The sequence below is a fragment of the Enterococcus sp. DIV0183 genome, assembly GCF_050541505.1.
Classification (GTDB): Bacteria; Bacillota; Bacilli; order Lactobacillales; family Enterococcaceae; genus Enterococcus; species Enterococcus faecalis.
On the sequence record NZ_CP172932.1, the window covers coordinates 256122 to 269551 of the forward strand.

Consider the following 13430-nt stretch of genomic DNA (forward strand, 5'->3'; position numbering starts at 1 on the left):
GTGATAAACTTCTAAAAAAGATACGTGATTTCCTAGATTAATCCTAGGTTATTTGCTACAATAATGAAGAATTAACCAGAGAAAAGGAGAAATTACAATGATTGCAGCAAGCGATTTAAAAGCCGGTATGACTTTTGAGCAAGACGGCAAATTAATTAAAGTAATGGAAGCTAGCCACCACAAACCAGGTAAAGGTAACACGGTTATGCGTATGAAATTAAAAGATGTTCGTACGGGTTCAACAACAGATACAACAATGCGCCCAGATGAAAAAGTGAAAAAAGCGCACATCGATACAAAACCGGTTCAATATTTATACAGCCAAGATGATATGGCTATTTTCATGGATTTAGAAACATATGAACAATATGAAGTACCAACTGCTTTAATTGAAGAAGAATTAAAATATTTACTAGAAAATATGGAAGTAAAAATTCAATTTTATGGTGAAGAAGTCATTGGTTTAACTTTACCAACAACGGTAATCTTACGTGTTGCTGAAACACAACCTTCAATCAAAGGCGCAACAGTAACTGGTTCTGGTAAACCCGCTACAATGGAAACAGGATTAGTTGTTAACGTTCCAGATTTTGTTGAAGCAGACGAATTATTAGAAATCAATACTGCGGAAGGTACGTATTTAAAACGTGCTAAATAAGTAGCAGAAAAACAGAAGGCTAGCCTTCTGTTTTTTTTGGTCTATTAATTCTTTTACCTATAAGAAAACCATTGGTGTGATAGGAAATAGCAATCGTTAGAATCGTTGACACTAGAAAATGGGAAATGGTATAGTTTGGTCAACACATGACGAAGGAGGAAATCAACCATGACGAAAAAACAAGCTAGCCTTTTTTTAGAAACGGAAAGCTGTTGTTGTATGGTGCAAAATAGTGCAGCATACTCTTTTGTGATGGGGAAAACCTCCGTTATTTCTGAAAAATTGCCTAACACGATTCCTCTCTGAATCTAGACAACCAGAAATAAACAAAAAAGGTGCTGATGCGATCAGCACCTTTTTGTTTTATGTACATGTATTAGAAGGAGGAATTCGCTATGATTGTTCAGTCAATTTTAGACACAATCGGAGCAACACCATTATTTGAATTTACAAGTGAACAATATCCTATGCCAGAAGGCACTAAAATTTATGCGAAACTAGAATATTTGAATCCAGGTGGCAGCGTCAAAGATCGGCTTGGTGTGCATCTTCTCAAAGAAGCAATGAAAACGGGAAAGATAAATCAAGCCACAACAATTATTGAACCGACAGCGGGGAATACAGGGATTGGACTTGCATTAGCTGCCAGTCAACTGGGCCTCAAGACAATCTTTGTTGTGCCAGAAAAATTTAGTCAGGAAAAACAACAGCTGATGCAAGCGTTAGGTGCTAAAATTGTTCTTTCGCCAACAGAGCAAGGGATTGTCGGAGCGATAACTAGTGCCCAAGACTTAGCCAAGGAAATTCCTAATAGTTACGTGCCGTTACAATTTGAAAATCCGGATAACCCTGCTGCTTACTACGAAGGATTAGGGCCTGAAATTGTTCAAGACTTAGGCGGAAAGATTACTAGCTTTGTCGCAGGTTTAGGCAGTGGTGGAACGTTTGCAGGTGTTGGCAGATATCTCAAAGAACAGAATAGTAAGACGCAATTATGGGGCGTGGAGCCAGAAGGTTCAATTTTAAATGGCGGACCTGCACACGGACATGAAATCGAAGGCATTGGCGTGGAGTTCGTGCCGCCTTTTCTTAAACAGATTCCTGTGGACGGCTTTTATACCATTTCAGACGAGGATGGTTTTTTCTGGGTCAAACAATTAGCCAAGAAAAGCGCTTTGCTGGTGGGAAGCTCCAGCGGCGCAGCGTTTGCGGCGGCATTAAGAGAGGCGCGCCGCTTACCAGCAGGCAGCACAATTGTAACTATTTTTCCTGACGGTAGTGACCGTTATTTATCAAAAAATATTTATTCTTAGGAGGAAAACTTTTATGAAATTCAATACCAAATTAATTCATGGCGGCATTAGCAAAGACACAACAACAGGTGCAGTGAGTGTTCCTATTTATCAAACGTCAACCTTTGAACAAAATGGCGTGGGCCAGCCAAAAGAATATGAATATTCTCGTTCAGGTAATCCCACACGTCACGCGTTAGAAACCTTAATCGCTGAGTTAGAAGGTGGGAGCCATGGCTTTGCGTTTAGCTCAGGCTTAGCTGGTATCCATGCAATCATTTCTATGTTTGGACCCGAAGATCATATTTTATTAGGTGACGATGTCTATGGGGGGAGTTTCCGTTTATTGGATAAAGTATTTGTAGCAAATGGGTTAAGCTACACGATTGTAAACGCCAGTGACTTATCAACAATTGAAGCCGCAATTCAGCCAAATACAAAAGCCTTGTTTTTGGAAACACCAAGTAATCCACTGTTAAAAATTACAGATATTGAAGCGGCGGCTAAGCTTGCTAAAAAACATCAGTTGTTAACTATTGTCGATAATACATTTGCGACGCCTTATTTTCAACGGCCGTTAGCGTTAGGTGCTGATATTGTGGTTCACAGCGGGACAAAATATTTAGGGGGCCATAGTGATGTAGTCTCTGGTTTAGTCGTAACGAATCACCCAGAAAGCGCAGAAAAAATTGACTTTTTACAAAATGCGATTGGTGCTGTTCTAGGACCACATGATAGTTGGCTGGTCCAACGTAGTTTAAAAACATTAGGCGTCCGGATGGCAGCGCACGCCCAAAATGCTCAAAAAATTGCAGAATTTTTAGAAGCGCATCCAGCTGTAGCAACGGTGTATTATCCAGGACTAGCGAGTCATCCTGGTCACGAAATTGCGCAAAAACAGATGTCGGGATTTAGTGGCATGATTTCTTTTGAATTAGCCAAGGATGAGCAAGTCGTTCCTTTCGTAGAAGCGTTGGAAATTTTTACTTTAGCGGAAAGTTTAGGTGGCGTAGAAAGTTTAATTGAAGTACCTGCCATTATGACTCACGCATCTATCCCCAAAGAAAATCGTGAAGCCGTGGGAATTAAAGATGGACTCATTCGTTTATCTGTAGGAATTGAAGCAGTCGAAGATTTGTTGACTGATTTAGAAAAGGGATTACAAGCATAAACAAAAGGCCCTCGTCTTTAGACGAAGGCCTTTTGTTTATAATTCTTCTCCATTCGTAGCAATCACTTGTTGATACCAAGCAAACGATTTTTTCTTTCGCCGTTCCAACGTTCCGTGACCATCGTTGTCCTTATCTACATAAATGAAGCCATACCGTTTCTTCATTTCGCCTGTACTAGCGCTCACTAAATCGATGAATCCCCAAGGTGTGTAGCCCATCAAATCAATGCCGTCATACGCAACGGCTTCTTTCATCATCTCAATATGTTCACGTAAATAAGCGATTCGGTAAGTGTCGTTAATCGTTCCGTCTGGTTCTAGCTCATCAATAGCACCAAAGCCATTTTCGACAATAAAAAGTGGTAATTCATACCGATCATTGAACCAATTCATTGCATAGCGTAAGCCCATAGGATCGATTTGCCAGCCCCAATCAGATGTTGCTACATAAGGATTTCGCACCAAGTCTTTTGCTTCATTGTAGTCAAAAGTAGGGGCCTTTTCTGCACCTTTCACAGCAAATGACATGTAATAGCTAAAGCCAATATAATCAACACAGCCATTAGCTAAATCAGTTAAATCTTCTTCTGTGACATCTAATGAAATGTTTTTTCGTTTCAAATAGCATTGAATTGCACTTGGATAATGACCGCGGACATGAACATCGGTAAACCAATAACGTTTTTGCATTGCGCTAACACTCATCATCATATCCTCAGGATTACAAGAATAAGGATAAATAGGCACCATCGCAATCATACAGCCAATTTGGAAGTCGGGATTGATAGCGTGGCCAATTTTCACTGCACGTGCGCTAGCGACTAGTTCATAATGAGCAGCCTGATACATAATTGCTTCGCGGTCTTCTCCTTCTTGGTAAGCAATACCAGAGTTAGTAAAAGGTGCAAAATCTTCTTCATAATTGGCTTGGTTGTTAATTTCGTTAAAGGTCATCCAATATTTGACTTTTTTCTGGTAACGAGTGAAACAGACTTCAGCAAATTTGACAAAAAAATCAATGACCTGGCGATTGCGAAAACCGCCATATTTTGTGACTAAATGATAAGGCATTTCAAAGTGAGACAGTGTCACAACTGGCTCAATGCCATTTTTCAAACACTCGTCAAAAAGTGCATCATAAAAACGAAGGCCTTCTTCATTGGGCGTTTCTTCATCTCCGTTAGGAAAAATTCGTGTCCAAGCAATAGAGGTTCGGAAACAATTTAAACCAAGTTCTTTGAATAGTTGAATATCTTCTTGATAGCGATGGTAAAAATCAATCGCTTCATGGTTAGGATAGTGTTCATCTGGTAAAACGCCTGCGGTAATTTTACGAGGGACGCCATGTGCACCGGCAGTCATTACATCCGCCACGCTCACCCCTTTACCGCCTTGGTCCCAGCCTCCTTCTAATTGATGAGCAGCGACAGCGCCGCCCCAAAGAAAATCATTTTTCAAAATTGACATATCGTTTCAGTCCTTTGTTCAAATTTTTATACATTTTGTGCTTCGACTTTTTCAAGGGTTTCTTCAGTAATCGGTTGATTGGTTTCTTCTGCGTAGTTAAGTGCATCCATTTTTTTAGCAAACGGTAAATAGATAAAGAAACTCATCGTCAGTACCACTACTTGAAGCAACGCGGCTTGCCAACCACCAACTAAAAGTCCAGAAATGATTGGAGGAGTAGTCCAGGGAACTTGTACCGCAGTAAAGAGAGGAACCAGTCCTGTGTACAAGGCAAAATATGTCACAACAGAAGAAACAATCGGTGTGATAATGAACGGCACAGCCATGATTGGGTTCATCACGATAGGTGTAGCAAAGACAATTGGCTCGTTAATATTGAAAACAGCTGGCCCAATTGAAAGCCGACCTAATTGCTTAAACTGAGCTGATTTGGCAAAGAAAACCATGAACACGACTAACCCGATTGTCATGCCCGCACCAGTGACAGTTAAAAATTGATCTAAAAATTGTTGTGTAACAATATGGCCACCATTAGCCAGTGTTAAGTCTTTTCCAGATTTCAAAATTTCGGTGTTTTCTAAAGAGTTTGCTTGTAAAATAGGGCCCATGATACCGCCAACGATTGTTGACCCGTGAACACCGAAAAACCAAAAGAGCGGAATGACAAAACCTAATAGTAATGCGCCACCTAGTGAATCTGTGACTCCTTGAAGTGGTGATTGTAGCACTTCGTAAATAAAGTCAAAGAATGTCGTATTGAAGACTTTATCTAGAAGAATGAAAATTAGCATTGCACCAGTTACAATGACGCTGGCAGGAATTAACGCAGTAAAGGAATTGGCCACATTTTCTGGTACAGCTTCTGGTAATTTGATACGAATATCATGACGTAAAAACCAACTATATACAACGCCGACTAACAAACCAACAATAATAGCTGTAATCATCCCTTTGCCAGCTGTCCAATCTTTGTTGATGACATTGCCAACTACTGCGCCAGAAACCGCATCTTTGACTTCAGATGACATAAACAAAATGAAAACCACCATGGCAATCATGCCCGCTGGGAGGCCTTCAAATCCCTCGCTTTTTACATATGAGTAGGCAATACCGATGACCGCAAATAACGACATAATCGCAAAAGATGCCCCATATGCTTGATTGAAATAAACAGCCAGGCCACTTGCGTTAACCCATTCAGAAATAGCTGTAACTGGGAAATTCGCTAATAGAAGAAACACGGAACCAACAATGGTAAAAGGCATCGTGTAAAGCATCCCGTTCCGTAAGGCAGTAATTGCTTTGGTATTGACGAATTTTAGTACTGGAGGTAATAATTTCTCGTTAATCCATTCGTTCATAAAAATCTCTCCTTTGAAGAATAATATAAATGCAAATGTATCCGTTTACATATTTACTATATAAGGTTATTTGAAGAAAAAATAGACTTTTGCCTGAATGAGAAACATGTACCAAGAAAAAAAACAAAAAAGCTCATGCTGTTTTAGACAGCATGAGCTTTTGTGAAAAACAACTAGGAAGGTGTTTCATCTAGTTCCTTTAAAAGTTGACTTGCTTGATGAGCTAGGAGTTCAATTAAAGCAATGACAGGGATTTGAGTGGTTGTATTGACTGATTTATCTGCAAATGGAGAACGTTCGTCGGGCATATAATAGGAGATGTTGTAGTCAGCCAAGCGGGCAATAGTTGAATGTTGATTGTTGGTAATGCTTAGCACTTTGGCGCCAGCTGTTTTAAAATCGGTCATTTGTTTAATCATTTCATTGGTTTCCCCAGATACAGACAGAATCAAGGCTAATGTATTTTCAAATCCGCGCTTGGGGATAGGCGTAAAGGGGTCAGCAATACTGTAAGAATTGATATTTAAGTTGGCAAAATAACGACTGCCATAACTACCTAAAATTCCGCTAGTACCAATGCCAGTAAAGGCAACGTGACGTGCTTGAACAATCATTTGGATTGCTGGACGAAGCATTTCGTAATAGGTTTCTTGGTTTAATTTTTTTAAAAAAGCATCGACGTGAACCGTGGCATCATAAAAATTTTCAAACGTTTGTGTTTGTTTGGCTTCTTCTTTCACTGCATATTTTAATTCGGAAAAACCAGCATAGCCCATTTTGTTACAAAATCGTAGAATCGTTGAGGTGGAGACATGACAGGAAGTAGCCAGTTGGCGAATGGTCTGTTGAGGGATTTGGTGCAGGTGTTCCAATACATAATGGTAAACGAGCATTTCTAATTCATTCAAGGTCTGAACCTTCTCTAAATCAAACAAAGTAATCCTCCTTTATATAAAAACTGAATATGTTATTTTTTTGTGTAAATCAAATAAACCAATTCTTATTTTTCTTGAAAAAAATGTAAAATAACTCAATAAAAAGTTTCTTATTTCCTATTTTACAAAAAGTAGCCCAATTATCCTAGTTTTTCTCTTTTTTCTTTTAAAAATAACAATGCGCACCCCTAGAGTTTTTTGAGAAAACAAGCTAAAATAGATAAGAAGAGAAAAGGAGGCGTTGATGTGGCACGGGAAGTAATTTTATTTATTGCAGCGAGTATTGATGGTTTCATTGCGGACAAAGCGGGCGGTGTTGCTTGGTTAGAAGAGAATATTCGTGGCGATGAAGAAGATCGTAGTTACGATGAAATGTATGAAAAAATAGACACTGTGGTAATGGGGCGGACTACTTATGATCAAGTGACACAAGAATTGTCCCCAGATGTGTATTTTTATGAAGACAAGCATTCTTATATCATTACCTCTCATCCAGAACCATCAACTGCTTCAAGAACTTTTACCAAGGAAGATCCAGTCACATTAATTCGTCGTCTCAAAGAAGAAGACGGCGCGGGAATTTGGATTGTTGGGGGCCCAAAAGTGGTTCAACCGCTTTTGGCAGCTGATTTAATTGATACCTTCATTTTGACGACAATACCACTGTTTCTGGGTGAGGGCATTGCTCTATACGAGACAATGGCTCAATCAATCCCAGTTCGTTTAAAACAGGTTTATCAAAAAAATGAGTTGGTTTATTCGATTTATCAACGTGAAAACAAAAATTAAAAAATAATTATTCGGTTGGGCAAGTTGCTTTCAAGGTTTTGAGTTTCTCATAGGGCGAGAGGAACAAAGCAACAGTTGTCTAGCCGTTTGTGTTGTTTTTGATTGACAAAGAAATGGTAGAGGAGAAAAAAATGAAACATCAGATCAAAAGAAGGTTGTATATTTCACCTGTTCAAACAATTGTCTTAGGCTTTTTTCTATTAATTGTTGTAGGCACGATCTTATTAATGATGCCTTTTTCTGCACAAGCTGGACAAAAAACGCAATGGATTGATGCTTTTTTCGTGGCAACTTCCGCCGTCTGTGTTACAGGGCTTTCGCCTTTGAATACGGCGGAACATTGGAGTCCTATCGGGCAAGTTATTATTATGATTTTGATTGAATTAGGCGGCTTAGGCTTTTTAACCGTTGCCACGATTTTCTTTAGTTTGCTACGGAAAAAAGCGTCACTAAGTGTACGGATGTTGTATCAAGAAGCTTTAAATGTTAGTGAAGTTTCCGGAGTTTTTCGTTTAATGAAATATATTATGAAGTTTGCGGCCATTATTCAATTACTTGGAGCCTTCTTGTTGTCCTTTCAATTTGTGCCAACATTTGGGTGGAAAAAAGGGTTGTTTTTTAGTCTCTTCCATGCCGTTTCGGCATTTTGTAATGCTGGCTTTGATTTGCTAGGGGATAGTATGGTTCCTTATCAAAATTCGCCTTATCTTTTACTAGTCATTAGCTTTTTAATTATAGCTGGTGGTTTAGGATTTATTGTGTGGCGCGATATTTTTACAATGATTAAAGGCTATAAAAATAAAATTAAGCACCGTGTTAGTATTCATACACGCCTTGCTTTAACGGTGACCGCCACCTTTTTAGTCTTAGGGACCGTTATTTTTTACATTTCAGAATATCGCCATTTTCCAGCTGACATGTCTTTTTGGCAGCGTCTTGTCAACAGTTGGTTCTTGTCGGTTACACCAAGAACGGCTGGCTTTTATTCAGTTGATTATTTGAAAATGAGTAATCCAGGCCTGATTGTCACGATTTTGTGGATGTTTATTGGTGGCACTTCAGGATCAACCGCTGGCGGCTTGAAAACCACTACGTTTGGTGTGCTATTTTTACAATTTCGTGCAATTTTTAAAGGGAAACAGCGAGTGGAATTCCATGAACGCACAATTCCTGAGCGAGTAGTGCTCCAAGCATTTACTTTGTTCTTCTTGGCAACTTTTTTATGTGTAACTGCTTCGGTTATTCTCTCGTTTACAGAAACATTACCTTTAAAAAACGGGATTGAGTATATTGTTTTTGAAGTGATTTCTGCATTTGGAACGGTCGGTTTAACAATGGGGTTAACACCAGATTTAACTGTTTTTGGTAAACTGGTGATTATTTTTCTAATGTTCGTCGGTCGTGTGGGTGTGTACACGGTGTTATTGTCATTAATTAAGAAAGGCTTGGAAAGTCAGTCGAAAGTTCAATATCCAAAAGAATCAGTGATGATTGGTTAATAGAGAAAGAGGGAAATAGAATGGAATTTTTAGGTATTTTATGTTTGATTTTAATTACAACGACTTTAGCAGGTGTTGCTTGTAAAAGAGTAGGAATTCCTGCGGTAATTGGGCAATTGCTAGTAGGGATTGTGTTAGGTCCAGCGATGTTAAATATTGTGCATCAAGATGTGTTTGTGCATGACTTTTCAGAAATTGGTGTCATTATGCTGATGTTTATTGCTGGAATGGAATGTGAATTGGAATTATTGAAAAAATATGCGAAACCTAGTGTCATGGTCGCTATTTTGGGCATCGTTTTACCGGTTGGTTTTACTATGTTGATTGGTCAGCTGTTTGCTTTTTCTTGGAAAGAAGCTTTTTTCCTTGGGTTAGTTTTAGCAGCAACGTCGGTCAGCATTTCAGTAGAAGTATTAAGAGAGTTGAATGTTTTAAGTAGTAAAGAAGGTGCAACGATTCTTGGGGCTTCCGTCGTTGACGATATCGTGGTCGTGATTATTTTAAGTGTCGCTGTCGGCATGATTGGTGCAAGTACAGGCGGCAATACAGAAGTCAGCTTTATTGTTAAGTTAATTGAACAAGGCTTATTCTTTATTGGGATTTTCTTTTTGGTCCGCTTTATTGCTCCCTATTTACTACGTTTAAGTCAAAAAATGAACATTGGGTCGTCTGTTATTATCATGTCATTGATTATCTGTTTGGGCATGGCTTATTTGGCTGATTTAGTTGGTTTAAGTTCTGTCGTAGGTGCTTTTTTTGCAGGGATTGCTGTGGGACAAACGGATGCAAAAACAGAAATTGATTTCAATATTGAAGCTATTGGCTATGCCGTGTTTATTCCCGTCTTCTTTGCCAGCATTGGCTTATCAGTGACATTTAACACGTTAGGAAAAGATTTACCTTTTATTTTGGTAATGACGATTATGGCGATTTTAACGAAATTACTGGGCGGCGCCTGGGGAGCGAAAATGGTTGGTTTCTCCAATACAAGTTCTTTAATGGTCGGTGCTGGGATGGTTTCGCGTGGGGAAATGGCATTAATCATTGCGCAAATTGGCTACCAATCTAAATTACTTTCAGAAGCGTATTATACGAGCATGATTGTGGTAATTATCTTAACGACCTTAGTTGCACCGTTCTTATTGAAATACTTTGTTAAAAAACAAGAATCTGCGTTGCAATAAAAAAAGATGAGCAGAAGTTGTTGACAAAAAAATAAAATAGCTATATGATGAGTTCAAGATAAACGACTACATTTGTAGTCGACAACCTTGAACTCTTTTTTTATTGATGAAGGAGGAATTTAACGAGTATGGCAAAAGATAAATTAGCGACAATTACAGATGCAGAGTGGGAAGTCATGAGGGTTATTTGGACCCAAGGCAAGACCACGAGTCGTGAAGTGCATACACTTTTAAATGAGAAGAAAGAATGGAAATCAACGACCGTCAAGACGTTACTAAGTCGTTTAACAGATAAAGGGTTAGTTGGAACGGAGAAAGCAGGTAATAAATATATTTATTATCCGCTAGTAGAAGAACGTCGGAGCGTTGAAACGGTGGCAGACGAACTTTTAGCTAAAGTGTGCAGCCGTAAAGTTGGTTCCGTGGTGGAAACAATTTTAACAGAGAGTCAGTTGAGTTATGACGATTTGGATCGATTAGAGGAACTCTTGAAAGAGAAGCGCAAGACGGCGGTTGAATCCGTCCCTTGCAACTGTATTCCTGGTCAATGCCAATGTCATTTAATTTAAAAAGGAGTGAAAAAAATGGAAAGTAAAACGTTTGATATTGAAGGGATGAGCTGTGCTTCCTGTGCCCAAACGATTGAAAAGGCTACGGCGAAGTTACCTGGGATGGCAAAGGCAAGTGTCAATTTAGCTACGGAAAAATTAAGTGTCACGTATGATCAGACGGAAGTCACAGAAGAAGAAATTAAGGAAGCTGTGTCAGATGCTGGCTACAAGGCGATTAGCCCAGCCCAGCAACGAACGTTTGCGATTGAAGGAATGAGTTGTGCTTCCTGTGCCCAAACGATTGAAAAAGCTGTGAACCAATTATCTGGTGTTCAACAAGCGATTGTTAATTTAGCCACGGAAAAACTGGTGGTTAGTTATGACGACCATCAAGTAACGAGTGCTGAAATTATCAAAGCAGTTACGGATGCAGGTTATCAAGCGACAGAAGAAGTCGCTGCAGGTGCAACAGCGGACCAAGATCGTGAAAAGAAACAAAAACATATTGCTGAGATGTGGCAACGTTTTTGGATCTCAGCGGTGTTTACAGTGCCCCTTCTTTATATTGCGATGGGACATATGGTAGGCTTACCATTGCCGGATTTTTTGAATCCAATGACACATGCGACGACCTTTGCAATGGTTCAATTGATTTTGACGTTACCCGTCCTATATGTCGGCAGAGAATTTTTCACAGTTGGTTTTAAAGCATTATTTAAAGGGCATCCGAATATGTTTTCTTTGGTAGCTTTAGGAACCAGTGCTGCTTTTGTGTATAGTTTATATGGCACAGTCATGATATTTTTAGGAGACACAAGTTTTACAATGGCTCTTTATTATGAATCAGCGGGTGTTATTTTAACCTTAATTACATTAGGAAAATATTTCGAAGCTGTTTCAAAAGGGAAAACCTCAGATGCGATAAAAAAATTAATGGGTTTGGCGCCGAAAACTGCTCATATTTTACGTGATGGCGCAGAAATTGAAGTGCCAGTTGATGCTGTTCAGTTGGATGACATTGTGATTGTTCGCCCAGGAGATAAAATCCCTGTTGATGGAGTGATTGTTTCAGGCAGTAGTTCTGTGGATGAAGCCATGTTAACGGGCGAAAGTTTGCCTGTTGAAAAGAAAGTCGGTGATGCAGTAATTGGTGCTAGCATCAATAAAAATGGCAGCTTTCAATTCAAGGCGACAAAAGTGGGAAAAGAGACGGCCCTTGCCCAAATCATTCAATTAGTGGAAGATGCGCAAGGCTCAAAAGCGCCGATTGCACAATTAGCTGATAAAATTTCGGGTGTTTTTGTCCCAATCGTCATTGGTTTGGCTGTTCTTTCTGGCTTGGCTTGGTTCTTTTTAGGACAAGAGTCATGGATTTTCGCTTTGACAATTACTATTTCTGTGTTAGTGATTGCTTGTCCTTGTGCGCTCGGCTTGGCAACGCCGACTGCGATTATGGTGGGGACAGGTAAGGGCGCTGAAAATGGCGTTTTAATTAAAAGTGGGGATGCTTTAGAAACCACTCACAAAATTCAAACAATCGTGTTTGATAAAACAGGGACTATTACAGAAGGCAAACCGGTGGTTACAGATATTTTAGTTGCTGATTCAGCACTTTCAGAAGCTGAGTTACTAACATTAGCAGCTTCTGCAGAACAAGGATCAGAACACCCCCTAGGTGAAGCGATTGTGGGAGCGGCTAAAGAACGTCAATTGCCATTAGCAGAAGGAAACGATTTTTCAGCGATTCCAGGTCACGGCATCCGTGTGACAGTCAACGAACGAGTCCTACTTTTGGGCAATATAAAATTAATGAAAGAAGAAGCCATCGAGCTATCAACGTTTGTTCAACAAGCGGATCGTTTGGCAGAAGAAGGGAAAACCCCAATGTTTGTGGCAAAAGATGGTTCGTTTGCGGGTATCATTGCGGTAGCAGATACTGTGAAGGATAGCAGTCAAACAGCCATTGCACGTTTGCATAAAATGGGGATCGAAGCCGTGATGATTACGGGAGACAACAAGCGTACTGCAGAGGCGATTGCGAAACAAGTAGGTATCGATCGTGTCTTAAGTGAAGTTTTACCAGAAGATAAAGCGTTAGAAGTGAAAAAACTACAAGCAGAAGGCAAAAAAGTTGCGATGGTGGGTGACGGTATTAATGATGCACCAGCACTTGCCCAAGCGGATGTGGGGATTGCTATTGGTTCAGGTACAGATGTTGCAATGGAATCGGCCGACATTGTGCTAATGCGTAGTGATTTAATGGATGTGCCTACAGCAGTTGAATTAAGTAAAGCGACCATCAAAAACATCAAAGAAAATCTTTTCTGGGCATTTGCCTATAATACATTAGGTATTCCAGTGGCTATGGGTGTGTTACACTTATTTGGTGGACCTTTGTTAAGTCCGATGATTGCAGCAGCAGCTATGAGTTTTAGTTCAGTCTCTGTCTTACTAAACGCCTTACGCTTAAAAGGATTTAAACCTTCGACGGTGAAAAGAACTAGTGGAAGTCAAAAATAAAAT

General features: G+C 39.6%; 12 protein-coding genes. 9 read left to right on the plus strand and 3 right to left on the minus strand.

Going from position 1 to position 13430, the window contains the following annotated elements; translation table 11 throughout:
- Positions 1–97: 97 nt before the first annotated feature.
- The 4 genes from efp to IGK72_RS01370 all read left to right on the plus strand — a co-directional run bounded on the left by efp (position 98) and on the right by IGK72_RS01370 (position 3121).
- Positions 98–658: an elongation factor P gene (gene efp, locus IGK72_RS01355; RefSeq protein ID WP_002355202.1), complete on the plus strand. Its 561-nt coding sequence runs from the start codon at positions 98–100 to the stop codon at positions 656–658.
- A gap of 168 nt (positions 659–826) precedes the next feature.
- Positions 827–964 carry a hypothetical protein gene (locus IGK72_RS01360; protein ID WP_002366057.1) on the plus strand — a complete coding sequence of 46 codons (138 nt, stop codon included), beginning with the start codon at positions 827–829 and terminating at the stop codon, positions 962–964.
- 89 nt (positions 965–1053) lie between these two features.
- Positions 1054–1971 (plus strand): PLP-dependent cysteine synthase family protein, encoded by a 918-nt coding sequence (locus tag IGK72_RS01365; protein WP_023894876.1) that lies wholly within the window; start codon positions 1054–1056, stop codon positions 1969–1971.
- A 13-nt stretch (positions 1972–1984) separates the two neighbouring features.
- The gene (locus tag IGK72_RS01370) at positions 1985–3121 is read left to right on the plus strand and encodes a cystathionine gamma-synthase (RefSeq protein ID WP_023894877.1); all 1137 of its coding nucleotides are present in this window, start codon (positions 1985–1987) and stop codon (positions 3119–3121) included.
- Between the two features lie 36 nt (positions 3122–3157).
- Here IGK72_RS01370 and genA read toward each other — a convergent pair whose 3' ends face one another.
- The 3 genes from genA to genR all read right to left on the minus strand — a co-directional run bounded on the left by genA (position 3158) and on the right by genR (position 6884).
- On the minus strand, positions 3158–4588 hold the full coding sequence (gene genA / locus IGK72_RS01375; protein ID WP_002355206.1) for a 6-phospho-beta-glucosidase GenA: 1431 nt from the start codon (positions 4586–4588) through the stop codon (positions 3158–3160).
- 26 nt (positions 4589–4614) lie between these two features.
- Positions 4615–5949 (minus strand): PTS sugar transporter subunit IIC, encoded by a 1335-nt coding sequence (genB, locus tag IGK72_RS01380; RefSeq protein WP_002355207.1) that lies wholly within the window; start codon positions 5947–5949, stop codon positions 4615–4617.
- Positions 5950–6122: 173 nt separating this feature from the next.
- Positions 6123–6884 (minus strand): transcriptional regulator GenR, encoded by a 762-nt coding sequence (gene genR / locus IGK72_RS01385; RefSeq protein ID WP_002362941.1) that lies wholly within the window; start codon positions 6882–6884, stop codon positions 6123–6125.
- 198 nt (positions 6885–7082) lie between these two features.
- On the opposite strand from genR, the gene IGK72_RS01390 reads away from it, so the two are divergent.
- The 5 genes from IGK72_RS01390 to IGK72_RS01410 all read left to right on the plus strand — a co-directional run bounded on the left by IGK72_RS01390 (position 7083) and on the right by IGK72_RS01410 (position 13427).
- Entirely contained in the window at positions 7083–7673 is a 591-nt protein-coding gene (locus tag IGK72_RS01390) for a dihydrofolate reductase family protein (protein WP_002386047.1), read from the plus strand.
- Positions 7674–7804: 131 nt separating this feature from the next.
- On the plus strand, positions 7805–9172 hold the full coding sequence (locus tag IGK72_RS01395) for a TrkH family potassium uptake protein (RefSeq protein ID WP_002370177.1): 1368 nt from the start codon (positions 7805–7807) through the stop codon (positions 9170–9172).
- Positions 9173–9192: 20 nt separating this feature from the next.
- Positions 9193–10356 (plus strand): cation:proton antiporter, encoded by a 1164-nt coding sequence (locus IGK72_RS01400; protein WP_002355211.1) that lies wholly within the window; start codon positions 9193–9195, stop codon positions 10354–10356.
- A gap of 128 nt (positions 10357–10484) precedes the next feature.
- Positions 10485–10925 (plus strand): CopY/TcrY family copper transport repressor, encoded by a 441-nt coding sequence (locus tag IGK72_RS01405; protein ID WP_002358353.1) that lies wholly within the window; start codon positions 10485–10487, stop codon positions 10923–10925.
- A gap of 15 nt (positions 10926–10940) precedes the next feature.
- Positions 10941–13427: a heavy metal translocating P-type ATPase gene (locus IGK72_RS01410; protein ID WP_023894879.1), complete on the plus strand. Its 2487-nt coding sequence runs from the start codon at positions 10941–10943 to the stop codon at positions 13425–13427.
- The last annotated feature ends 3 nt before the right edge of the window (positions 13428–13430 follow it).